Source organism: Bradyrhizobium sp. CCGUVB23 (genome assembly GCF_024199885.1).
GTDB lineage: Bacteria > Pseudomonadota > Alphaproteobacteria > Rhizobiales > Xanthobacteraceae > Bradyrhizobium.
Window position 1 is genome coordinate 210856 of sequence record NZ_JANADQ010000003.1, and the last position, 23803, is coordinate 234658.

24 protein-coding genes and 2 pseudogenes are annotated in these 23803 nt (G+C 63.1%); 17 read left to right on the plus strand and 9 right to left on the minus strand.

What is annotated here, in order from left to right:
- Positions 1–14: 14 nt before the first annotated feature.
- Positions 15–641: pseudogene (gene istB, locus NLN62_RS51895) on the minus strand (IS21-like element helper ATPase IstB); the annotation flags it as partial.
- Positions 538–2140 (minus strand): annotated as a pseudogene (gene istA, locus NLN62_RS51900) (IS21 family transposase). The pseudogenes istB and istA, both read right to left, overlap by 104 nt.
- 940 nt (positions 2141–3080) lie before the next feature.
- Here istA and NLN62_RS51905 point away from each other — a divergent pair.
- From NLN62_RS51905 to NLN62_RS51920, 4 genes are all read left to right on the plus strand, one after another.
- On the plus strand, positions 3081–4319 hold the full coding sequence (locus NLN62_RS51905) for a type II toxin-antitoxin system HipA family toxin (RefSeq protein ID WP_254114351.1): 1239 nt from the start codon (positions 3081–3083) through the stop codon (positions 4317–4319).
- Positions 4316–4738: a DUF1488 family protein gene (locus NLN62_RS51910; protein ID WP_254114352.1), complete on the plus strand. Its 423-nt coding sequence runs from the start codon at positions 4316–4318 to the stop codon at positions 4736–4738. The genes NLN62_RS51905 and NLN62_RS51910 overlap by 4 nt, the downstream gene beginning before the upstream one ends.
- 582 nt (positions 4739–5320) lie before the next feature.
- Positions 5321–5776 carry an acyl-homoserine-lactone synthase gene (locus NLN62_RS51915; RefSeq protein ID WP_254114353.1) on the plus strand — a complete coding sequence of 152 codons (456 nt, stop codon included), beginning with the start codon at positions 5321–5323 and terminating at the stop codon, positions 5774–5776.
- 35 nt (positions 5777–5811) lie between these two features.
- Positions 5812–6057: a hypothetical protein gene (locus NLN62_RS51920; protein WP_254106579.1), complete on the plus strand. Its 246-nt coding sequence runs from the start codon at positions 5812–5814 to the stop codon at positions 6055–6057.
- A 288-nt stretch (positions 6058–6345) separates the two neighbouring features.
- On the opposite strand, the gene NLN62_RS51925 is transcribed toward NLN62_RS51920, so the two are convergent.
- The 7 genes from NLN62_RS51925 to NLN62_RS51955 all read right to left on the minus strand — a co-directional run bounded on the left by NLN62_RS51925 (position 6346) and on the right by NLN62_RS51955 (position 10376).
- Positions 6346–6960 carry a hypothetical protein gene (locus NLN62_RS51925; protein WP_254114354.1) on the minus strand — a complete coding sequence of 205 codons (615 nt, stop codon included), beginning with the start codon at positions 6958–6960 and terminating at the stop codon, positions 6346–6348.
- Between the two features lie 238 nt (positions 6961–7198).
- Complete coding sequence (locus tag NLN62_RS51930) at positions 7199–7657, minus strand: hypothetical protein (RefSeq protein WP_254114355.1); 459 nt, start codon at positions 7655–7657, stop codon at positions 7199–7201.
- A gap of 165 nt (positions 7658–7822) precedes the next feature.
- The gene (locus NLN62_RS51935; RefSeq protein ID WP_254114356.1) at positions 7823–8290 is read right to left on the minus strand and encodes a hypothetical protein; all 468 of its coding nucleotides are present in this window, start codon (positions 8288–8290) and stop codon (positions 7823–7825) included.
- Positions 8283–8837, minus strand: coding sequence for a hypothetical protein (locus tag NLN62_RS51940; protein WP_254114357.1), 555 nt, complete (start codon positions 8835–8837; stop codon positions 8283–8285). The genes NLN62_RS51935 and NLN62_RS51940 overlap by 8 nt, the downstream gene beginning before the upstream one ends.
- Positions 8834–9433 (minus strand): thermonuclease family protein, encoded by a 600-nt coding sequence (locus NLN62_RS51945; RefSeq protein WP_254114358.1) that lies wholly within the window; start codon positions 9431–9433, stop codon positions 8834–8836. Before NLN62_RS51945 ends, NLN62_RS51940 begins: the two co-directional genes overlap by 4 nt.
- Complete coding sequence (locus NLN62_RS51950) at positions 9417–9755, minus strand: single-stranded DNA-binding protein (protein WP_254106583.1); 339 nt, start codon at positions 9753–9755, stop codon at positions 9417–9419. Before NLN62_RS51950 ends, NLN62_RS51945 begins: the two co-directional genes overlap by 17 nt.
- Before the next feature lie 36 nt (positions 9756–9791).
- Positions 9792–10376, minus strand: a complete 585-nt coding sequence (locus NLN62_RS51955; protein WP_254114359.1) for a thermonuclease family protein — start codon at positions 10374–10376, stop codon at positions 9792–9794.
- Positions 10377–10848: 472 nt separating this feature from the next.
- On the opposite strand from NLN62_RS51955, the gene NLN62_RS51960 reads away from it, so the two are divergent.
- The 13 genes from NLN62_RS51960 to NLN62_RS52020 all read left to right on the plus strand — a co-directional run bounded on the left by NLN62_RS51960 (position 10849) and on the right by NLN62_RS52020 (position 23753).
- Positions 10849–11586, plus strand: coding sequence for a lytic transglycosylase domain-containing protein (locus NLN62_RS51960; protein ID WP_254114360.1), 738 nt, complete (start codon positions 10849–10851; stop codon positions 11584–11586).
- A gap of 26 nt (positions 11587–11612) precedes the next feature.
- Positions 11613–11918, plus strand: a complete 306-nt coding sequence (locus tag NLN62_RS51965) for a TrbC/VirB2 family protein (protein WP_256576126.1) — start codon at positions 11613–11615, stop codon at positions 11916–11918.
- The gene (locus NLN62_RS51970) at positions 11915–12211 is read left to right on the plus strand and encodes a type IV secretion system protein VirB3 (RefSeq protein WP_254114361.1); all 297 of its coding nucleotides are present in this window, start codon (positions 11915–11917) and stop codon (positions 12209–12211) included. Before NLN62_RS51965 ends, NLN62_RS51970 begins: the two co-directional genes overlap by 4 nt.
- Positions 12212–12220: 9 nt before the next feature.
- Positions 12221–14632, plus strand: a complete 2412-nt coding sequence (locus NLN62_RS51975; RefSeq protein ID WP_254114362.1) for a VirB4 family type IV secretion system protein — start codon at positions 12221–12223, stop codon at positions 14630–14632.
- The gene (locus NLN62_RS51980; protein WP_254114363.1) at positions 14629–15414 is read left to right on the plus strand and encodes a hypothetical protein; all 786 of its coding nucleotides are present in this window, start codon (positions 14629–14631) and stop codon (positions 15412–15414) included. The genes NLN62_RS51975 and NLN62_RS51980 overlap by 4 nt, the downstream gene beginning before the upstream one ends.
- Positions 15415–15450: 36 nt before the next feature.
- Positions 15451–16146, plus strand: a complete 696-nt coding sequence (locus NLN62_RS51985) for a type IV secretion system protein (protein WP_371933196.1) — start codon at positions 15451–15453, stop codon at positions 16144–16146.
- A complete protein-coding gene (locus NLN62_RS51990; RefSeq protein ID WP_254114365.1) occupies positions 16143–16382 on the plus strand; it encodes a hypothetical protein in 240 nt (79 codons plus the stop codon). Before NLN62_RS51985 ends, NLN62_RS51990 begins: the two co-directional genes overlap by 4 nt.
- Positions 16383–16585: 203 nt before the next feature.
- A complete protein-coding gene (locus NLN62_RS51995; protein ID WP_254114366.1) occupies positions 16586–17704 on the plus strand; it encodes a type IV secretion system protein in 1119 nt (372 codons plus the stop codon).
- Positions 17705–17707: 3 nt separating this feature from the next.
- Entirely contained in the window at positions 17708–18424 is a 717-nt protein-coding gene (locus NLN62_RS52000) for a virB8 family protein (protein ID WP_254114367.1), read from the plus strand.
- Positions 18424–19245: a P-type conjugative transfer protein VirB9 gene (gene virB9, locus NLN62_RS52005; protein ID WP_254114368.1), complete on the plus strand. Its 822-nt coding sequence runs from the start codon at positions 18424–18426 to the stop codon at positions 19243–19245. Before NLN62_RS52000 ends, virB9 begins: the two co-directional genes overlap by 1 nt.
- Before the next feature lie 6 nt (positions 19246–19251).
- A complete protein-coding gene (virB10, locus tag NLN62_RS52010; protein ID WP_254114369.1) occupies positions 19252–20601 on the plus strand; it encodes a type IV secretion system protein VirB10 in 1350 nt (449 codons plus the stop codon).
- Positions 20561–21610, plus strand: a complete 1050-nt coding sequence (gene virB11 / locus NLN62_RS52015) for a P-type DNA transfer ATPase VirB11 (protein ID WP_254114370.1) — start codon at positions 20561–20563, stop codon at positions 21608–21610. Before virB10 ends, virB11 begins: the two co-directional genes overlap by 41 nt.
- Positions 21588–23753, plus strand: a complete 2166-nt coding sequence (locus NLN62_RS52020; RefSeq protein ID WP_254114371.1) for a type IV secretory system conjugative DNA transfer family protein — start codon at positions 21588–21590, stop codon at positions 23751–23753. Before virB11 ends, NLN62_RS52020 begins: the two co-directional genes overlap by 23 nt.
- The last annotated feature ends 50 nt before the right edge of the window (positions 23754–23803 follow it).

Sequence of the window (23803 nt, forward strand, 5' to 3'; positions counted from 1 at the left end):
GTCATCGGCTCGCCGAAGACGCTCGGCCATTCGCCAAAGGCGAGATTGGTGGTCAAAATGACGGAGGCGCGCTCATAAAGCCGGCTGACGAGGTGGAAGAGAAGCTGGCCCCCCGACTGAGCGAAGGGAAGATATCCAAGTTCGTCCAGAACGATGAAGTCCATCCGGGTCAGATGCTCAGCAAGCCGCCCCTGCCGTCCGCTGCGGGTCTCGGCCTCGAGCCGGTTGACGAGGTCGACGACATTATAAAATCGTCCCCGGGCTCCGGATCGGATGCAGCTCCTGGCGATTGCGATCGCAAGATGGGTCTTGCCGGTCCCGGTACCGCCCACCAGCACGACGTTGCGTTGTTGGGCGATGAAGCCACCGCCGGCGAGGTCATTGACGAGCGTCTGGTTGATCGGCGTGCCGTCGAACTGGAAGTCGGCGATATCCTTGGCGAGCGGGAGCTTGGCGATCGTGAGCTGGTATTTGATCGATCGAGCTTGCTTCTCGTTGATCTCGGCGTTGAGCAGGTCGCCGACGATGCGCTGAGGTTCATGCTGTCGCTTGACGGCGGTCGCCATGATCTCGTCGAAGGCGGCCTTCATGCCGTAGAGCTTGAGTTCGCCCATGAGGTCGAAGATTTGGGTTCGTTCCATCAGCTGGTCCTCCTGAGGTTGTCGTAACGGGCACAATCGGCGATCGGCGCATGGCGGAGCGTCAGTGCGGCGGGCGTCATGATGTTGGCCGGTGGAGCGGGTTCGCGTTGCCGGGCCAGGATGTTGATCACGACATCGGCGGAATGGACGCCATGACCGAGGGCTTCGGCACAGGCGGCTTCTACCGCCGGCAGGCCGTCAGTCAGCACGGCGTTGAGGATGTCGACCATCTGCCGATTGCCATCGTCGGTGCTGGCGAGCCTGCGCCGGATCCGCTCGATCGCTGCCGGCAGCACCCAGTCCTTGAAGGGAGCGCCATTGCGCAAGGCGCCGGGTTTGCGAGCCAGCACCGGCACGTAGTGCCAGGGATCGTAGGTCGTCTCGCCGCGGCCAAAAGATCGCGGGTGCTCCGCGACGATGCATCCATCCTGACGGATCACGATGCGGCCGGCATAAGCTTGGACCTCGACCGGGCGCCCGACCGCGCTGGCTGCGACTGAGTATTTGTTGTTGTCGAAGCGCACCAGACAGGTCTTCGAGACCGACGCCGTCACCGCATGGAAGCCGTCGAAGCGGCCGGCATAGGGAACGAGCTTGGGACGCTCGGCTTCGAACACCTCCCAGACCGTCTGCTCGGCAAACTCCGGATGGCGATGCGCCTTGGCGTAGGCGATGCATTTATCGAGCAGCCAGGCGTTCAACTCGTCCAGCGTCTTGAACCGTAGCCGAGGGGTGAAAAAGCGCTCCCTGACCAACCCGACCTGGTTCTCGACCTGGCCCTTCTCCCAGCCCGAGGCTGGCGTGCAAGCCACCGGATCAACCAGGTAATGGCTACACATCTGCAGAAAGCGGCGATTGTAGAGGCGATCCTTGCCAACGAAGATGGTCTCTACCGCGGTCTTCATGTTGTCGTAGATGCCGCGGCTGCAGGTGCCCTTGAACAGCGCGAACGCCCGGTCGTGAGCGTCGAACACCATCTCCTGTGTCTCGCGCGGATAGGCCCGCACGAACAGCATGCGACTGTGGCAGAGCCGGACGTGGGCGACCTTCACCATCACCGTGGTGCCGCTCAAAAGCACCACCTCGTGGCTCCAGTCGAACTGATAGGCTTCGCCTGGCGCAAAGCTCAGCGGGACATAGGCTGATGCTGTCGAGGTGCCGCGCTCCCGGCTCCAGCGTCGCGCGTAGCGACGAACCGCGTCATAGCCGCCGTTATAGCCCAAGCCGCGAAGCTCTTCGAACAACCGGATCAGCGTCAGCCGTTCCCGTGCCGCCTTGCTCTCATTTGCCGCCAACAGCCGGTCAAGCTCGGAACTCCACAGCCCCATCTTCGGGAGCGGCTGCGTCTCCCGTTCGTATCGGAACTCCGTTGCTTGAGAACGAATAACCTTGCGGACCACCTTCCGCGACACGCCGAGTTCTCGGCAGATCGCCTTGATCGGACGACCATCAACAAAATAGGCGCGACGGATCTTGGCAATCGTCTCCACTACCTGCATCCCAACCTCGGCTTCCATGACTCAATGGAAGCCACTGTGGACCCTTGCCCCGGGGTCCCGATTGGATGCCGATTACCCCGAATACGGGGTCCTTATTCCATGCCGAAACACACATGATTCATGCGCTGCCCAGCGCACACTATCGGTCAGTCTGACTTCCACCCGGTCATCAGACCCTTCTCACCTCAGCGGCTTGGCAGGTCTTACAAGCTTGCGCTTGAACCGGATGGATCTCCCTTGTTCACGCTGCTTCCTTTGATTGCATGCTGGCGGTACGAACCCCGGGAGCACCTCTGACCGCTCGCGTTGTCGCGGCCTGCGGTTCCGCCTTCCCCTTTGAGAGACAGGGTCGGCTACTCCGATCACGTTCGATTTCGGGGCTATTTTCCCGTTCACTTCATTCCGGCCTACAACCTCCCTGTCTACGCTTCGCAACGGCCGTTACCCGCCGACCTCCTGCATGACCTCGATCGATTTTTCAATCTTCGACGGCGGCAGCGTGATCCGATCGCCCGCACTCAACGACTATGGAGCTGGAGCCGCACGACCGCGTGGCGACGCGTCAAGGAAATGATGGCGGCCGCCCAGATATTCGGAGCCTGCGCAATGCCCAAAGGATTGCGCCACGCCTTCGGCGTCAACGCCTATCGGGTCAGTGTGCCGCCAAACACTTTTGCAAAAGTGGCTCGGCCACACCTCGCTCAAAACGACGGCGATCTACGCAGATGTAGCGGGCCCTGAAGAACGGGCCTTCGCAACCCGGATGTGGAAGGACAGATAGGATTGGGGGCCAGCAAGCCTCCTCTCCGCCATTCAGGCACCTCACGGACCAAGGCATTGAAATAAAACATATTTTCTCTATTGACCAAGATTGGCCATCTGTATAAAATATGTTTTATCTTACATCTACGTAACGCCAGTCGTATAAAAGGTGTTTTATATGGCCGCAGCATTGTGGAGCAGAGTCTACTATAACAATGATCTCTTCGCGGGCATTCTGCGGCAAGAGCCGGGTGGCCGCTGCGTCTTCACCTACGACGAAGCCTATCTGGCAGCCCGGCATCCCTCGATCGCGTACACCCTGCCGCGCCAGGAATCACCCCATCTCTGCGAAGCCGGACTACACCCCTTCTTCGACAATCTGGTGGCCGAAGGCTGGCTGCGCAATGCGCAGGCCCGGGCACTCAAGATCAACCCCAATGACCGTTTCGCGCTGCTGCTCGCGTTCGGTCGTGACTGTGCGGGCGCCGTCAGCGTCATTGATCCCGCGCCCATCAAGGATGTCGCTATCGACATCGGCGATCCAACCGCAACCGCTGCGCTTGCCAGCCGCGGGTCCCTGTCCGGAGTCCAGCCAAAACTACTCGCGGTAAAGGACGGCAAGACCTACCGCCCCGCCCGCACGGACGAGACATCAACCTACATCGCCAAGCTGCCGTCGGGCAGCCTGCGCGACATCATCGAAAATGAATTTCTGGTCTTGCATGCCTGCCGTTCGCTCCTCCCGAACGACACCATCGTCGATGCCGCCATCGCCCCCCTGAAGGACATCGGCGACAAGGCCCTGCTCGTTCCACGATTTGACCGTCTGCGCAGCGGGGCGAAGATTCATTTCGAGGAGTTCAACCAGCTTCTCGGCCACCGTTCGGGCGACGACAAATACGATGCCGCCTACGAGGATATGGCGACCTTCATCACAAAGACGCCGGGATGCGTACCTGCCGATGCCTGGCGGCTCTATGAACGCGTGCTTGCCTGTCTCCTGACCGGCAACACCGATGCGCATCTCAAGAACTTCGCGATGCTGCATACACCCGAAGGCTTGCGGTTAAGTCCGGCCTACGACCTCGTTGCCGCCGCACTCTATCCGGAATATCGCACCTTTGCTCTTTCGGTCGGCGGCGCCGCCAATCTCACCATCGATCAGATCAAGCCAAAGCACCTCGTCGCGCTGGGGCATGCCTGTAATCTTACTGACGAGGTGATCGTGCAAACCGTGCAGCGCCTTGATGCGCGCCGCAAGCCCACCGAAAAGACGCTGACAGCCCAAGCCAAGAAAATCGGTGCGACGGGACTCGGCACCGACATCCTTCAGCTGATGGAGCATAGATGGAACGGGAGTTTCTCCTCAATTGGTCCGTTCTTGTCGAAGAAGCGATCCGCCGCCGACAAGGAATGAAGCTGACGCAGCGGGATCTCGCGGCACTGGCGAAAGTCAGCACGCCCACGGTTTCGCGCTTCGAGCAGGCCGCCAAGGATGTGCAGCTATCGTCGGCACTGGCTATTCTGGATGTGCTCGGCATGACCGACAAACGCACGCTGACCTTCGCGGACAAGGAATACAGCTACGACATGGGTGCCGGTGTCACCTTCTGGGGCCAGGACGGAGATCAGCGCGTCCGCTGCCGCATCGCGCGCGAAGCGCTCGACGACCATTTCTCAGATGACGACAAGCTGCGACCGCCCAAGGCGTTCGAAAAATATCGCACGACGATCGAAGCTCTCGCACGCCGCAAATATCTGCGTGGCCAGCTTGAGCCCGATAAGTCTGTCCTTATCCGCACCCACGAGATTTCCCCGACAGCATCATCGCGTTAGCCGTCGGCCTTCATCCGCAAAACGGCGAGACTCTATGTCAGATACTTATTCGCCTACCGACCGAGAGGTCATTGTCCTCAAATCGATATGGGATTCCATCGATGAGATGGTCAACTACTCCCTCTTCATGAAGCTTACGCAGACAACGGATGCCGAGCTGAGGTTTCTGTCCTCCGTGCATCAGCGCCTCTTCAATGTGCTCCTAACTGACTTTCTGACTGTGTTTCGGCGTGGGACCTCGACCATGATCGGCGTAGGGGTCCCGTCATCTCAAATCAATGAAATCAACGGCCTGAAAGGGTCTCGACGACGCCGATGGGCGTCAATGTTCGATCAGCATTCACACTCAATTGCCCTCGGAGCGTTGCTGCCGATACTGGCAACAGGCTGACCCCTGCGCCGATTCACAGGCGCCTCTGATGCGGCCAACGTCGAGCGATCGAAGGACCTTCGAACATGCCAGCCGACGGTCTGATGCCCGCAGAACACTGACCAGCGCGGCAATGGTCATTTGTTTCCATAGGAAAGCCACGCGATTTCCCGGAATTCCTCCGCGCCATTTCGCAACCGCAGGGGACCGACATGCTCATCGTCGCCGACAAGGAGAAGTTCGATCAGCACCGCGATCTGCTGGATCGCGCCTTTCGCTTGCGCCACGACGTATTCGTCGAAGAGAAGGGCCGGGAGGACCTTCGCCGAGCCGACGCGCGCGAGCGCGATCAGTTTGATGATGAACATGCTGTCCGCCTCATTCTGCTGCGCGACGACCAGATTGTCGGCTATCAGCGCCTGCTTCCGACGACGCGCCCGCATCTCCTCAGCAGCGTCCTCAGTGACCTCTACCATACCACACCGCCTCGCCGCTCGCACGTCGCCGAATGGATACGGTTCTGCGTCGCGCCGGGCTTTCGCGAGACTCGGCCAATCGTCGCGTTCCGAATGTCCTTTACCCGCGAGACGCACGCCGTCATCCACGAAGTGCGCGGATCGGCTGACCCGGTCCTGAATCTGCCGTCCGCTCTCTCGTCGGCCGCTTGAATCTGGGGTTGAGACCAAAGGAAAGGAGCATCCCAATGATCCGAAAGGCCGATACCAAGCGACTGGCGGGCGAGTTGCACTCGCGCTACGAACCGATGCGGGCAGTGGTATTGATGAGCCGCCTTTTGCAAAAGGCGCTGTTTGCCGGGCGCTCCGACGAGGTAATCTTCTGGGCGCTGGTCCACGCGCATTACCGCGGCGGCGATCTCAGCGACGCGTCCCACCGCCATCTCGCGGCGTTCTCGGATTATATTCTGCCAGATCCGTCGGAATTTCACTGAACCCGTGAGGCCTTGGTCTAAGCCTGCCGCCTCGATCGAGATGCCAGCGCGATCGAGGCTTCTGCACTTCTCCTGGTATTATCTCTCACCTCTTGCCTTACTATTTTCATCGACCCGCCCTGTCTCGAAATGCACGCCAACCCACGACAGAATTTGACGTTGGCGCGCTGCAAGCTCTTCGCCACAGTCGAGTGTGAGGATCCATGAGCAATGAGTCGCGGCTCCTGGTCCGGTCGAAGGAGGACCTCCGCCGGTCCAAGAGCGACCGGAATGCCTTTGCGCGGGGTGTCATTCACCATCCGTCATGTCAACGCCCGTGCGCTTCTGGAGCGCACGTTCGATTCCGCGTGTTTGCGCCAAATCAGAGAAGAGGCAGAGCGAAATCGCCGACATCGCGCCGACGCTGACGCTCGACTCTGGGCGGAGCTGTGGCTGATGGTGACGACGCAATAACCTTCTGCAAACATCCGCCGGTCCAACGATGATATTCGCGCTGCTTGCCGGCGGCGGATTCCCCGCCACTCCGCTGGGTGCCGGGAAGTCTCTTGGCCCCGAAGGCCCGCACACCGCCTGTCCATCCTGGCAATTGGGGGCAGCTTTCGCCCGCGCGTTCTGTACCATGTTGCAGATCGTCGTGCCGTTGATGTCCGAGAATCCGGAGCACCGCCCCGAATCCAGCATCTTCTGGCAGTTGCCCGTTCCAAGCTGGATACAGGCGGCGATAAAGCTCAAGTCGACCTTCTGGCCATCGAAGGTCGGCATCAACGCGAGCTGGCGCACAGCCGGCGAATCGTAGCCGTCGTTGGTGAGATTGGCCCAGGCGTTGACCTGGTCCTGCAGTGACATGCAGCTATGGCCTTCGCGATCGGTGTTCGCATATTGGCGGATGCTGGCGTTGTTCAACTGGAAGATGCCCGTGCAGCAAGAACCGTTATAGACGCCCTTGTTGCCGCTCGATTCGAAGCGTCCGAGTCCGCCGAGTGAGCACGACGTGCCCTTGAGATCGTCGCACAGCGGCGAATTGCGTACGGTTTCGGTGATCTCCTGCGGAACAATTGGTGCGCTCGCAATACTGGCCCGACGCCACGGCCGGGCGAATTCCTATTCCAAGGACGAGCATCAGAAACAACAAAATGAAGGTCTAGCCGCCGAATCGCGTGCGCATGATTTGTCCTGCCTTTTCGTAATCACTTGATGGAATAGGTGGGCGCGCAGCACAGCACGTCGGGTGCCGCCGACATTGGTGCGAAAGGCGATCGTTCCAGATTTTGCGTCGAATCGGGTAGGAATCGTCATTGCGATTCTTGGCCGGAAGGTCTGGGTCCGAATGATCGGCGTAGCAGCCGGTCTCGGTTTTGCTGGTCACGCCCCTGCCGGCCTCGATAATGACGATGCGGAAGGGACAGACTGAGGCGGCGCCCTTGTCGTTGGCGCGCACGATCATGTCAGGCCACACGAGCGCCTGGAGCACATCCTGTTTCGAGGGCGTGCGCAGATCGCGACACTTCATCGGCCGCCAATCGGCAGCGAATTCCTGGGCGAGAGCCGCCCCGGACGATAGGACCGCGCCGATCGCGACCGTGATAATGAACGTTCGCATCAAACTCTGCTTGAGTGGTGGTTTGCGTTCACGATTCGGCCGGATGCAGGCAGCCCACGACCACGCCGAGCGCGCAGCCGCCTCGACGTCCTGGGCAGCGTCGGGATGCGCGGGATTTGGCGAGTGGTTCATGGTCGAACGAGCGGAATGTCTTGCGAGCAACCGTCAATCGCTTGATGGTCGATGACAAGCCCAGTCCTGACTGGTCTTCGATCCGACGTCGTACGCCGCATAGGCGACCGCTCGGTTCGGATCGATGGGTTCGCCCGCCGCCGGCGCGGCGAGCTCGAGAAAGCAGGCGCGACCGCCGTCGGGCCTGCTTACCTGCACGCCTTCGTAGATCGCGATGCGGAGTGGGCACGATTTTACCGTCGCGCGGAACGACGGATTTTTCGGGCTCCAGATCACGAAATGCGCCTCGATTGTGTTCCCGATCGCGTCGCGCCAGATGTTGGCGTAGGTGGCCGTTGCTGGCGTAGTACGTTGCAGATCGGCGTATGGGAGCGGCCGCCAGGCGCCAGGATTGGGAGTCGGCGTTTGCGCACCCGTCGGCGATCCTTGCGCGAGGAGAAGGACGGCCCCGCAAAGCACGCCGCCGTGCCGCTTGGCGGAAGCGCCGGGCGCTTCACTCATAGCGATCTCGCCCCGGAACCCAGCGCCACGGACCATTGGGCGAGGCCTCGCGGTCACGCCAGGGAACCAAGGACAGCGGCGGATCGACAGGCTGCATGCGCCAAAGCAATCGCGAGTAGTAGAAATTCACCGTTCGACGCCCGCTCTGCCGGCCGGTCTCGTCAAGAAAGTCGGTCGCGCAATGGACGACGGGACCAGGTAAACGGGCGACCCGCGCCGTCTGGGGATCGAGCGCGCCCGGTTTGCAGCCGAAAAGCCGGACTGATGATGGCGCGTCTTCGGGGCGACGGTCGGCTAGAAGCCGCCGATAGGCGTCATTGGCCTGGCCCTGCGTCGGATAGGCGACGCGTTCGGTGAGTATCGGCGCGAAGGTGTTGCGATTCGGCGCATATTCGAGCCGGCCAGGCTCGACGCGCCGCGGGCGGTAGAGCGCGTCTTTCGCCGGAGCGGCAACCGGATCGGGGGACGGCGGCGGAGCCTTCGTGGCCGCGCAACCGCTCAAGGCGAGCGTAGAAGCAAGCACGAGGCTAAAGACGGGACGGATCATGGCGTCGCCTCCGCGCAAGACGCATTGGAAGTACGGGCGGCGACCCTGGCGCGGTACTCCCACGGCATCTCAAAGCTTGAGGCCCAGAGGCCGTGATAGGCCTTGCGCGCCTCACGTTCGGCGGCGACATAGGCGCGGATGGTGGGATTCCCGTCAGTTGGCGGCGGCGTGACGGCGACGCCCTCCCGGATCATGTCGGCGCCGAGATCGGCGTGATCCGCCGAGGCGCAGCGCGCGAGGCGCTCGCCATTTTCTTCATGCAACGTATTGCAGGCAACCCATTTGTTGAGCGTCGCCGAAACGAGCCAGGCAACGGCGATTGCGCCGCAAGGCCAGGGCTGCCGACCGAGGCGAGCGATCTGGCCGGACGCGCAGGTCTCAACCCCGTAGAGGCGATAGATCGTTCCCGTCTCAATGTCGCGAAACCGCGCGCGGTCGAGAACTTCGACGCGCATTGGCACAGACTGCGGCGCGCCGCGCGGCGAATAATGGCCTACTTTCAGGGTGACATCGGCTCCTTGAGCCAATGCGGCAAGCGGCGCGATCGAGGCCACGACAATTACGCCGGCGCCCAGCGCCTTACAGGCTCGCGTCATTCTTCGCCCCGAGATCGAGTTTATGAAACACATTGGCGACAATGTCCGTCGTGTAGACGGTTTCGCCGTCGCGCTTGTAGGAGCCCTCAGCGATCCGGCACTCGGCGTAGACCGCGTCGCCTTTTCCGATATGAGCGAGCACCCATTCCGCGACTTTTTCGTTGAGCAGGGTGACAGTCACCCAGTCGGTTTCTTCGCGCCGCTCGCCTTTTCCATCGGTCCAGGCTCGATCGGTGGCGACGCTGAGTTTCGCGGTCTTGCCGAAGGCTTTTGGCGCCTGGCCGACGCGGCCGCGCAGGATGAAGAGGTTGGTCGTTCTCACGTTATGGTCTCCATGGTCACAATCAGAATTGGCGTCTCATCGAGGGCACTCGCCAGTCGCGGCCGCAGCGCTTCCTCCGGCGCGCAGTGCGCCAAAGATGATGGCGTTCGGCTCGGGCAGGTCCGAAAAAGCCCAAAGGCCGGCGCGGCTCTTTTCGGCGACCTGTTGCGCGACGAGATATGGCGGGTGGACCGGCCTGCAGTTGGGGGTGAGCGCGGCGAACGCGTAGCCCATCGCGATCAGCGCCGTGCCGAGATCGACGCGGGCGCTCATCCCGGTGCCGTTCGGTCGCTGCGCCATGCAGAACACGAAGACCGTGCGCGCCTGGGGCGTTTTCGCCGCCTCGTAGCATTGCGGGCGAAGATCGCGCGTCAACGCGATCAGCATGGCGAGCGACGCCTCGCCGCAGTCGCGCTTCACGCCACGGGCGTTGGTGAAACTCGTGCCCCGGATGCAGGACTGGACGCCATAGAGGCGGTAGGTGACGCCGTTATCGATCCAGGAATCGCCAGTGAGATAGACGGCGCTCGCCGGGACCGGAAACCATGGCGACGCCTGATCGGCACAGACAGGCGACGAAACCGCCAGAAACGCGGTCGCTAATGCGAGGGCCTTGCTCATCGTCAATAGCCCCGCAACGAAAAATAGAACCGCTGCGCGCCGTTCGCGGTCGACAGGTCGACGTAATTCGGCTCCGACCGCAATGGCCGCGGTATCGTCGAAGCGCCCGCCGAACACGACGCGCTGAGACCGGAGCCTGGACAATCGCGTTGCGCGGAGGCGTCGAGGCAAAGGCCGCCATTCGCGGAAGCGACGAAGCCGGCCGAATCGCCGCCTTTCACTTCCACCGGAATCATTCCAGCGGGGCAGGGGGAGTATGGCTCGTAGCCCAAACCGCTCGCGCTTCCCTCGGCGCATATCGGCCAGGCTGCGCCGAACGGCGCGCTCGCCAGAACCAGCGCGACCAGGCCGCGTGCAACAGGCTTCATTAGCATTTTGGTCGAACCTCTGTGGACATTTCGTTCGAAGCGGGTTGCATGTTAACTAACATTCAATATATTGTCTATTGTACACACTGAGATTAGGGGACTACATGAGGTTGGGCGCGGTTGTTATCGCGGGAACATTGCTGACGGGCTGGGCAGCGGCCGGCGCTCAGCCTCTCGCACCCGTGGACGCGCCCCCGAAATTCGCGGCGGTCGACGCCGCCGGTCGCACCATGCCAAGCGCCGCCCCTGCTCCCGCGACGGAGCGAATCAAACATCCCGACGCCGGTGCGTGCGGCGCAGCGGACGCGCTGACGCTAGAAGCGGCCCGGGCCCTCGTCCAGCGCGTTGCGACGGAAGAACATTTCTATCCGGAATTCGTGCTGTCGGTCGCCAAGATCGAGAGCCGCTACGATTCCAAAGCGCTGTCCGACAAAAACGCCTTCGGCTTGATGCAATTGACCGCCGAGACCGCCGCCCGTTTCAATGTTGATCGCTGCAACCCCGAATCAAACGTGCGCGGCGGCGTCCGTTATTTGCGCTTTCTGCACGAACGCTACCGGAATCCGCTGTTCATCCTCGCCGCTTACAACGCCGGCGAAGACGCCGTCCTGAAGAGCCGTGGTGTGCCGCCATTCCCAGAGACCGTTCGCTTCATCGCCGACGTCCTTAACGATTTCTACAGCTGGCCGGATTCTGCGCCGAGGGCGAGGCTCGCGGCGAAGAGTCTCATCGCGCCTGTCATTATCGAACCCAGCGGCGACTCTGCGCCCGCGCAAATGGCGGCGGGCGACAAGCCCGCGCGCGAAAACTGGGGCGGCGGTTTCGTCCTGCACGTCCAGTAAACCAATCCAAACAACAGGAGATTGAAATGCTCGCCTTGCCGAAACGCGCGCCTCTTGCCGCCGGACTCGCGCTGCTGTCGATGATCGGAGACGCAGCGGCGCAAACGAGCGGTACGCTGCAGCCGGTGCAGTCGACGTTGACCCAGCTCGTCTCGGCGCTGACCGGACCGATCTCAACGGCCCTGGCAACGCTCGCCGTCATCGCCTGCGGCTTCTTCGCCTGGTCGGGGCGGCTCACCTGGGGCATCGCCGGCAGCGTCATTTTCGGCATTGTTCTTGTCTTCGGCTCCGCCCAGATCGTGCAGTTCTTCCAGTCGGCGGTCGGGCAATGAATGCGTCCGATCTCGAGGAGCCGCTGATCACCCCGCTGGTCAAGGCTTTGACCCGCGCCCCGACGCTGATGGGCGTGCCTTATCTCTATTTCATGTTCAACGGGGTGGTCTCCTCCGTCTGCTTTCTCGTCTCGCACAACCTCCTGATGCTGCTGGTCGCGGTTCCGCTCCATCTCTTCGGCTATGTGATGACGCTGAGGGACGACCGGATTTTCGAAATCCTGTTCGTCCGCTCGACCCAATGTCCGCCCCGTTCGCGCGCGCTCTGGGCCGCCGACAGCTATTGCGCCTGAAGCGGGCCGATGGTCGCGAAGTCTCTCTTCAACGAGCTGAGTTTTGGCGCTCTCGCGCGAGGCGAGCGCCCGGTCGCGTCGCATATCCCCTATACGCGCCATGTCGACGACCATATCGTCAAGACCGGCGACGGCCTGGTCATGGCCTTCCTCAAGCTCGAAGGTTATTCCTTCGAGACCGCTGATATGAGCGAGGTCAATTCGCGGCTGCTCGCCCGCAATGACATCGTCCGCACGCTCGCCAATTCCCGCTTCGCCCTCGTCAGCCACATCATCCGGCGCGAGGTGCAGCCGCGCATCGACTCGACCTTCGACAATGCGCTCTGTCGCGAGATCGACGAGCGCTACGACGCGGCGCTGTCGAAACGGCGGATGTTCGTCAACGATATTTACCTCACCATAGTCCGCCGCCCCTTGCAGGGCCAGGCGGGAACCTTCGACACGCTGCTGACCGCGCTCCTCGGCCGCAAGGACGCGGCCGGCGATTCGGTCGCCGAACAGACCGCGCTCAACGAGCTCAGGGACGCCGTCACTGCGGTTCGGGAAAATCTCGCCGCCTATGGCGCGCGCCAGCTCGGCGTCGTGCGCCGCGACGGCGTCTGGTTCTCCGAGCCTTTGGAATTCCTGGTCCAGCTCGTCAACGGGGGCCTGCCGCGGCCGATGCACCTGCCGCGCATGGCGCTTTGCGACGCCCTGTCGATGAAGCGCCTCTTCTTCGGCAAGAACGCGATCGAAATCCGCGGCGCAGGCGAATCTGACTCGCGGTTCAGCGCGATCGTTTCGATCCGCGAATATCCGGCCCAGACTGGGCCCGGCTCCTTCGACAATTTGCTGCGCGTCCCGCACGAATTCATCGCGACGCAGAGTTTTGCGATCATCGACCGGCCGGAGGCGGCGAAACAGATCGACCGCGTCGCGCGCCAGGTCGACATGTCGGACGAGGCTGGCTCGATCGTCGCCGAACATCTGGATGAGGCCCGCGACGAACTCCTCGCCTCCGAAGCCATCTATGGCGAGCATCATATGACGGTGCTGTGCCTTGGCCAGACCATGACCGAGGTCGGCGCGGCGGCCACCGCCGTCGGCGCGGCCCTGACCGACCGCTCGGTAATCTGGACGCGCGAGGATTTGAACTGCGAGCCGGCCTTCTGGGCGCAACTGCCAGGCAATTTCGCCTACATCGCGCGAAAATCGGTGATCTCATCGAAGAATTTCGCCGGCTTCGTCTCGCTGCACAATTATCCGAGCGGGAGGCCGGATGGCAATCATTGGGGGCCGGCGATCTCGATCTTCGAAACGACGTCGCAGACCGCCTATTACTACAACCATCACATCCGCGATCTCGGTAATTTCACCGTGGTCGGCCCATCTGGCTCCGGCAAGACCGTGTTCCTATCCTTCATCTCGGCCCAATCGCAACGGGTGACGCCGCGGCCAAAACTTCTGTTCGTCGACAAGGACCGCGGTGCCGAAATCTTCATTCGCGCCATCGGCGGGCAATACGAAGTTCTGACGCCGGGCGAGCCGACCGGCTTCAACCCCTTGTCGCTGCCGGACACGGCGCCGAATCGCGAATTCCTGTTCCACCTCTTCGGCTTCATGCTGCGGCCGGCAAACGGCGGCGAGCTCACGGCGAGCGAAGAACAGGTAATCCGCAACGCGATCGGCGCGGCGCTCGGCGGCGGCCCCGAGGGGCGCACGCTTCAAGCGTTCTCGACCCTGCTGCGCGGGCGCATCCGCGCAGGCGAACACGATCTTCTCGCCCGGCTCGAGAGCTGGATGCGCCACGATCAGCGCGGCTGGCTGTTCAACAACGAGCAGGACCAGTTCTCGCTGAAAAACATTTTCGGCTTTGACATGACCCGCGTCCTCGACGATCCGACGATCAGGACCGCGGCGCTGATGTATATTTTCCATCGCACGGAAGAACTCCTCACCGGCGAGCCGGTGATGATCTTCCTTGACGAGGGCTGGCTGCTTCTCGACGACCCGGTCTTTGCCCTGTTCATCAAGGACAAGCTCAAGACCATCCGCAAACAGAACGGGATCATCGGCTTCGGCACGCAATCGGCCGCCGACATCGTGCGCTCGAGCTCGGCCAACACGTTGATCGAGCAAACCGCGACCAATGTGTTCTTCCCCAATCCCAAAGCCGACGACGAGAGCTACCGCAAGGCGTTCCGGCTGTCGGAGCGGGAGGTCGCCTGGATAAGGAGCACGGCCCCGGAAAGCCGATCATTTCTGATCAAGCATGGCCGCGACAGCGTGGTCGCCAGGCTCAATCTTTCCGGCATGCCCGACATTATCAAGGTTCTGTCTGGCCGCACCGAGACGGTCGCGGAGCTCGAAGAATTGCGTAGCTGCGTCGGCGACGACCCGAACGTCTGGCTGCCGATTTTCATGGGGGGCGGCGAGCCATGAGAGCGCTGCTTGGTCCCACCCTTTTCGTCACGCTCTGCAGCCCCCTGTCGCCGGCGTGCGCCGACATTCCGACGATCGACGCGGCGCAACTGACGCAGCATTCCAAAACGGCGAGCCTGAAGGTCAAACTCGTGCCGCTCAGCAATCAGCGGCAGGACGCCGATCGCGGCGTCCATTGCGCGGTCTCCACCGGCAAGAAGGCCAATGTCGCCGATCCGACCGTGCAGCCGCAGGCGGGCGCGGGCGCCAAGGCGATCCAACCTTATGCGCCCGACATGCCGGCCGCGCCGGAAGCCGGTGCGCAGGGCGCCAGGCTCGATAGTCAGACCTTGTTCAAATCGACAGGCGACGTTGTCGCCGGCATCAACGCCAGCCGTTCGACGCTTCAAGCAGCGCAAGCGGCGTTTCAGGCGGTGGGAGCGCAAGTGGGCTTGGCCCCGACCCTCATGGGCGCCTTCGACATGAATAGCGCGGCGCGGCTTCAGAACAATCTCGCCTGGAACGGCGCGATTGGCTCGGCGAATTTTTGGGTCACGGCGCTCAACGCGTGCGAACTGGCGCTCGTGGGCGATCAAAGCCGCGCCGCGATCGCCATGCGCGCGACGCCACCACAGGTCTCGACCGGCAGCGCGCCGCTCTGCCCGGTCGGAATGATCGGATCCGGGACGCCCGCCGATCCCGCCGTCCGCATCTTCGGCGGCAATGGCGACATCCTGCTCTTTCTCGCCGGCGTCCAGGACGCAGCGAGGGCGGCGGCCACCGCCCAATCCGGCGCACGCTAAGAGGTCCTCATGCCGATCATTCGACCATTCGCCGTGATGCTGGCGTTCGCCTGCAGCGCCTTCGCGTTCGAAACAAAGGCGCAAGTCCCGGTCATCGACAGCCCCAATCTCACCAAGGCGCAGGAGATCGCGACCAGCACCCAGCAGATTCTGACCGCCGATCAGCAGATCCTCCAGTACACTCAGAAGACGCTACAGGCCGTCACCGGCGACCGGGCGTCGGTCGCTCAGGGTAGCCTCGCCCAGATGGCGCTCGGCGGCGGTTTTTCCATGGCGCAGGCGCCTTCGCTCGGCTCGGTGATCTCCGGCGGGACCCTGTCGTTTGCCGGCATGGGCGCAAATTCGCAGAACATCGTCTCGACGCTGATCAACGGGTTGCAGCTCGTCCAGACCATCACCGGCCTGAGCCAGGGCGGGCAGACCCACCCGGTCGACGCGGCGTACAAGAATTCGGTCAATGTGGCGGCGACCCTTTCGGGGCTGATCAATTCGACCCAAGGGGCGGTGCAGAGCCGCTCCGCCGCCTTCACCCAAGGCGGCCAGCAGATCGGCCGAGCGCCGGACCTCAAGGGCAGCATCGACCAGAACACGCAGGTCCAGATCCAGACCGGCCAGACCATCAACGAATTGAACGGCGTCGTGAACAATGCCGCCGCCGCCGCCAACCAGGCCAATCTCGACCGCATCGCGGCGGAATCGGCCGCCGCCCGCGCGATGAAATTCACCCAATGAGCCATCCAGCCGAAAACGACGACCGCGCCATGAAGATTGAAATAAAACTTTTGCGACGAACTATCATTGCCGCAGCCGCAGCCCTCAGCGCGCTGTTCGGCGCGCTTGCGCTTGCCGAAAAACCGCATTCGTGGTGGCAGCAGATGGGCTCTTCGACGGCCCCGGCCGAAGAGGATGCCGCCAAAGCCGCAACACGGGCGATGACCTTCACCCAACGGCCGGAGGTGGCGAAGTGAGGGCCCGCCCGGCGCTCGCCGCAACCCTTCTCGCCGCCCTGGCCTCGTCGGGCTGCGCCTACCGGCCGCTTAAGGCGCCGTGTTCGCCTGACGAAGGCGGGGCGCCGTTAGCCTATGCTTATCCGCCACCTGCGCTTCCCCTTCCGGAGCCGCTACAAGCGATCGATTCCTGCGGCCCGATGCGGCCGATCGGAGCGGAGTAAATGGCAACGTTCAACATCACTTCGCTCCTCTCGTCCGTCGACCAGATCGGTCAGAACTATGTCTCGACGGCCTATCAGGCGCTCGCCAACGCCGCGACCTCCGGCGGCGGGACCGGCGTTGCCGGCCTGCTGCTCACGCTCTACGTGATCTTCTGGGGCGTCGGCGTCTGGCACGGCACGGCGACCGGCGGGCCTGCCGACCACGCCTTCCGGCTGCTGCGCGCCTTTCTCATTTACGCCATGGCGACGAAATGGAGCGACTTCCAGGCACTTGTCTACAATTTCATGAACCAGGGCCCCTCGGCGATCGGCAACGCGCTGCTTAGCGCCGTGACTTCGGCCAACGGCACTGGGACCTCGGCGAATCTCAATTCCGTCAACGGCGTGCAGAGCGCGCTGCAGAACATCTGGGACACCACAAACAGCGCAACCGAGGCCTTCCTGCAGAACGCCGGCATCACCAATTGGGGCCCCTATATTTTCGCCGCGGTCTTCTATCTCGTCATGGCGCTGCTGATCGGCTTCGCTTTGTTCCTGATCGTTCTCTCAAAACTGTTCATGTGGCTGCTGCTGGCGCTCGCGCCGGTATTCATCCTGCTGTTGCTCTTCGGGGTGACGAGCCGGTTTTTCGCCAGCTGGCTCGGCGCGCTCGCGCAGTATTTCTTCGTTCAGGTGCTCGTCTACGCCTTCCTCGCCTTCTATGTCTCGCTGATCCAGCAGTCGATCGACGCCTTGAACGGCGTCGCGAGCAGCAAATCCGCGACCTGGGCGACGATCGGGCCGGTCGTCCTGCTCGCGATCATCGGAGTCCTGCTGCTCGCCCAGATCAACCATGTCGCCGCCTCGATCGCCGGCGGCGTGCCGATCTACAGCCCGCGCATCGGAGCGTTTCTCGCGACCGTCAGCGGCTACCGGCTCGGCATGACCGCGAACCGCGCCCGCCTCGCCTTCCGCAATCCGCTGAACCCTGCCTCGGTCTCCCACCGCGAGGAATTGGCCGCGCGGCAGCGGGCGCGGGTCGGATCGCGGGCGGCGTCCTGGGCGCAGACGCCGGAATTCCGGCGTCTCGCCGAGCAGATCAAGCATCCGGGCGTTCCCCCGGCGCAGAACGGGGGCTAAGGCATGAACTACAATGTGAAATTGGCCCCGGAAACGATAGACCCGCGTTATTACGTCGAGGGCGCGACCTGGGAGCACGACATCGCGCGCCGAAACCGCAACGCGCGCGCTCTCGCCTGGACGGTCGCTGCGGTCATGACGCTCGTCGCGCTCGGACTCCTCGCAATTCTGGCGCTGCTCGTGCCGCTCAAGACCTATGAGCCTTACATGGTCGTCGTCGACAAGACGACCGGCTTCGTCGAGGTCAAGCGGCCGATGGCCGAAGGCCCGCTGACCCAGGACGAGGCGGTCACGACCTTCAATGTCGTGCGCTATGTCAAGGCGCGCGAGACCTATGATCCGAAGGCGCTCAAGGATAATTTCGACCTGGCGCAGCTGCTCGCGGCCAAAGAGGCGGCGCGCGATCTCACCGAGATCTATTCGCCGGCCAATCCGCAGAACCCAGTCAAAATCTATGGAACCAACACCGAGGTCGCCGTAGCGATTAAATCGGTGACCTTCCCCAACAGCCGGACGGCGCTGGTGCGCTTCTCGACCGACGAGAAGACGCCGACCAACGCCATTGCTCGGAACTGGGTCGCGCTGGTGCGGTTCCGCTACACCTCGGCGCCAATGCGCAACGAGTACCGTTTCGATAACCCGCTCGGCTTCCAGGTGCTCGAATATCGCCGAGATCAGGAAACCGCTCCCTCGCCGGGCGCGATCGGAGCGCAGAAATAATGACCTTGTTCGTTTCACGCGGCGGTCGCATTGCTTCCGTCGCCGCCTTGGCGCTCGCCATCACGATCCCCGCCGCCCGCGCCGAAGCGATCCCGGCGCCCGGACGCACTGATCCGCGCATCCGCAATGTCGTCTACAACCGCGACAATGTCACCGCGATCGACGCGACCTACGGCACCTCGACGATGATCGAGCTGCAGCCCGACGAGAAGATCGAGACTTTGGCGCTCGGAGATTCGCTCGCCTGGAAGGTCGAGCCCAATCACAAGGGCAACATCATTTTCGTCAAGCCGGTCGACAAGAACGCCCAGTCGAATCTCAACGTCGTCACCGACCGACGAGTCTATAGCTTCATCCTGCGTTCGAACACCCAACCGCCGACGAGCCAGCTTTACGAAGTGCGCTTCCGCTTTCCGGACGACGACGCCGACGCGCGTCTTCTTGCCGCGGCCAAAGAGCGCGCGGCCTATCCGAGTCTGAAGGCGCTCAATATCGCCAACGCCAACAGCGACTATGGCTACAAGGGCTCATCCGCCAACAGGCCGGTTGCGGTGTTCGATGACGGAACGAAAACCTGGTTCCGTTTCGAGGGCGAGACGCCGGCGATCTATATCGTCGACGCCGAGCGCAATGAGAGCCTGATCAATTTCCGCACCGAGGGCCCCTATGTCGTCGTCGACAAGGTAAGCCCGCAATGGACCTTGCGCAACGGGCCGGAATCGACCTGCGTTTTCAACAGGCGGCTGACCAACCTGCATGAGCCGAATGGGCTCGAGCCCTATGCGCCACAGCGCGTGGGCGCCGTGAGAACGGGAGGCTGACGCGCCATGCCGACCCCGCAAGACTATCGCGCGCTCGAACTCGAGGCGGCGGCCGCCACCGCCGTCGCCCGCGGCTCAACCGCCTTCGGCAATCTGATGAAATTCGGCGTGCCGCTCGGTGCGCTCGCGGTCGCCGGCTGGATGATCCACGGCTCGCTTCAGCGCCCGCGCGCGACCATGACCGCGCCGGATAAGGAAGAGTTCACCACCACCCAGTTTCCGGCGCCCTCTCTGCAGGCGGCGAGGCTTGAGGCCGGCCCGCCGACGATTCAGCTTCCGCAGGCACCGGCCGTCCCAGCGGATCCCGCTCTCCCGCCGCCGCCCGCCGCGCCCCCGATGGCGCTGCCAGCGCCGCCGCCACCCGAGCCGCCTTTGGCGCTTGTCGCGCCGAACGACGACGAGGCGCGCCGCCTCGCCGAGCTCGAGCGCTTGCGGCTCGAGGAAGAACGCCGCAAATGGGAGCGTTTGCGCAGCTCCCAGGTGATTTCTGACAACGCCGTCCCTAACAGCGACGGGGCGCTGGCCGCAGAGGCCGGACGCGGCGCGGGCCCTGACGACGATCCGAACCGTCGCTTCCTCGCTTCGGTCGGCGGTGCCGGCGTCGAGGTCGCGCGCGCAATCCAAAACCGCCGGATTGACGCCCTCGTCGCGCAGGGGACAATAATTCGCGGCGCGCTGGAGACTGCAGTGCAAAGCGATCTGCCGGGCATGCTGCGTGCGGTCGTGACCGAGAACGTCTGGTCGTTCGACGGACGCCGCATTCTCATTCCGGCCGGCAGCCGTCTCGTCGGCGAATACAAGTCGGGCATCGCTCAAGGGCAAACCCGCGTCTTTGTCGTCTGGACGAGGATGCTACGCTCCGACGGCGTGTCGGTGCAGCTCGGCTCGAACGGCGCCGACGATCTCGGCCGCGCCGGCAACGCTGGCTTTGTCGATGATCATTACCTCGAGCGCTTCGGCTCGGCGATCATGCTGTCGATCGTTGGCGGCGTCTCGCAATTCCTGAGCGGCTACGGACAGACTTTCGCCAATGGTGGGACGACGATCACCACGACCGATCCGGCGACCGGGCTCGTCACGACGACGCAAACCGGGGTCCAGAACGGCCTGAACCTGAAGGCGCGCGAGATCGCCGCCCAGAACGTCTCGCAGACCCTGACCTATATGGCCCAGGACGCGCTCAAGAACTCGATCAACATTCCGCCGACCATCTATCTCGACCAAGGCACGCACATCGTCGTGTTCGTGCGGCGGGACCTCGATTTTTCTTCCTTTTATCCCGATCCGGTGAAGGAGGCTCTCCGAGAGATCAAACGTGAACGCTCAAGCAGCAAACCCGACCATCTTTCTCGATAGGGCGCTCGAGCCGCTGCGGCCCTGGCTCGAGGACAATCAGGTCGTCGAGATTTGCGCCAATGGCCCCGGCGAGGTCTGGGTCGAGCGGTTCGGGCGATCGGCGATGGAGCGCTATGCGGTTCCGGAATTGACGGAAGCGGCGATCCGGCATTTGACCGAGCGAATCGCCGGCCATTCCGGCCAAAGCGTCAACGAGGAGCATCCGCTGCTCTCGGCGGCGCTGCCAAGCGGCGAGCGCTTTCAGGGCGTGCTGCCGCCGGCGACGACCGGCGGCGCCTTCGCCATCCGCAAGCAGGTGATCAAGGAGATGGGTCTCGATGATTACCGAAAACTCGGTTCCTTCGATCATGTCACGACGGTGACGGAAGGCGCGCTCTCGGAAATCGACCGGCGGCTTTGCGAAAAGCTCGACGCCGGCCGCATCGAGGACTTCATTCGCCTCGCCGTCGTCAATCGCTATTCGATCCTGCTTTCGGGTGGCACTTCGTCGGGCAAGACCACTTTTCTGAACGCGGTCCTGAAGGAAGTGCCGAGCGACGAGCGCATCATCACCATCGAAGACACGCGCGAGGTCAAGCCGGTACAGCAGAACTATCTGCCGCTCGTCGCCTCGAAAGGCGACCAGGGCGAGGCGCGCGTCACTGTGGAATCGCTGCTGCAAGCCTCGATGCGCCTGCGCCCCGACCGCATCTTTCTCGGCGAAATCCGCGGCGCCGAGGCCTATTCCTACCTCCGTGCGATTAATACCGGCCATCCCGGCAGCATCACCACCGTTCACGCCGACAGTCCCCTCGGCGCCTTCGAGCAGCTCGCTTTGATGGTCATGCAGGCGGGGCTCGGGCTCAGGCGCGACGAGATCGTCGACTACATCAAGTCCGTGCTGCCGATCGTCATCCAGCAGACCAAAATCGGCGGCTGGCGCGGGACGTCGGCGGTTTATTTCTCAAAGCTCGCCGAATGGCGGGCCGAGGGCAGGGGAGGCGGCCATGGCCCGGGTCGCGGCCAATAGGATCGGCGTCGCGATCCTCTGTGTCGTCGCTTTCTTCCTGCTGTGGAGCCTCGCCTACGAAATCGTCGTCGGCCTGCGCTGGGCACCGTCTCGCTTTCCCGGCGAGGGCGCGGCGCGCTGGGTGTTGCTACGAGCACAGAACGCCGACCATAGCGTCGCAACCTTGTTCATCGCCTGGCGCCATTTTCAGGCGCGCCTCGCTTATCCGCCCACGCAGGGGGAGGCGCTGATACGCGCGGGATTCGCCGCCGGCGGCGTCATTGTGCTCGGCCTCGCCGGCTGGCTTTTCGCCTTCGTCAATCGAAAGCAAATGCCCTACGGCGAGGCCCGCTTTGGCACGCTGATGGAGGCGGCGCGGCAAGGCCTCATGGCCAAACAGGGCATCGTGCTCGGCCTCCTCGGCGGCGCGACCATCCGTTCGGACGAGCCGGCGCATATTCTCGTCGTCGGCCCCTCGCGCTCCGGCAAAGGCACCGGCTTCGTGCTACCGAATGGCTATCTCTGGCAGGGCTCGGCCGTGTTCTTCGACCCCAAGCGCGAGAATTTTGCGGCGCTCGCCAACCATCGCAAGGCCATGGGCAATCAGGTCTTCATGTTTTCGCCGGGCTCGAACGACACCCACCGCTACAACCCGCTCGACTTCGTGCGCCGCGACGAGCGCATGGCAACCGATTGCCTCGTCGTCGCTTCCTTCATCATGCCTGAAAAGGCCGACGACACCTGGGCCGGCGCCGGCCGCCTTCTGCTCTCGGCGCTGATCGGTTACGTGCTTTCCTCGCCCTTGCTGGCCGGCGCGCAGCACATGCGCTCGGTCGCGCGCATGACGACGACGGGCAAGGACATTTCTTCGGTGCTGCGGGCGATCGTCAAGACCGAGCGCCCGCATCTGCCGGCCTGGGTCGTCGACAATTTCAACCAGTACATCGCGCTCGAGCCCGAGACGCGCAATTCCGCGGTGTTCAACGTCAATATGGCGATGGGCTTGTGGAACAACGGGCTGATCTCGGCCGCGACCGAGACCTCCGACTTCGACATTGGCGAGTTGCGCCGCCGGCCGATGACGATCTTTATCGGCTGCACGATCGCGGAACTTGCCATCTTCCGGCCGCTGATCCGCATCTTGTTCCAGCAGATCCACGATCTGATGATGGTGAGGCTGCCAGACGCCGACGAGCCGCACCAGGTGCTGCTCATGCTCGACGAATTCTACCACGTCGGGCGCTTGGATTCGCTGATCTCCAAGATCACGATCTCGGCCGGCTACGGCTTCCGCATGTGCATCGTCATGCAGGACATTTCCCAGCTCGACGAGCTCTATGGCAAGAGCACGCGGATTACCACCGTCTCCGGCTCACAAATCAAACTCTTCGTCCAGATCAATGATCTCGAGACCTCGGAATTCGTCTCCGAAATGCTCGGCGAGACGACGGTAGTCTACAAGACGCCAGTGACCCGGCCGGGGCAGGGGATCTTCGCGCCCACCGCCTGGGCGCCGCATTTCACCGCGCGGCCTTTGCGCAGCCCGGTGGAGCTGCGCGAAATGTCGGCGAAAAAGTCGATCCTGATGGTGAAGAATTCGCGGTCGTTCGAGCTTACCAAGATCCGACATTACAAGGACAAGCCCTATCGCCGCTTCTACGAACTTGCGAAAGGCGCGCCCCCGGCATTGCCGGTGTTGCGGGAATGGAAGGACGGGCCGCTCGGCGGCGCGTTCGACCTGGCGACGGCGACTGAACAGGCGACCGAGGCCGTGCCTGCCGCTCCGGCGCCCGCGCGGCCCCGGAAAAGTCCGCCCAGAAAGACGCCGGCGAAGAAGGCGCCGGCCGGGAAGAACGCGGGGCCCGAGGCTATTCCCCTTCCAGCGCCCTTGCCGATTGCAAGAGGGCGCGTGAACCACGCCGCGAGCGCGAAAACGGCCGCCAAACGTCTCTCGCTCGAACAGGAGCCCTCCGCGCCATCCGGCGAAAGTTGTGATCTCCGCGACCTGCTGGCGGCTACAGAAGGCGAGCAATGTGACGGCTTCAACACAATGATTGCCTCGGTAGCTGGGTCGGCCACCGAGGATCCCGGCAAGCTGACGGAACTGACGACCACACTGATCCGGCTGGAGGAGTCGTTCGGCGACGACGACAAGCGGTCCTAAAATGAGGGCGCTGATCGCTGTCACTCGGCGGGAATAGGCTGCGGCGACGG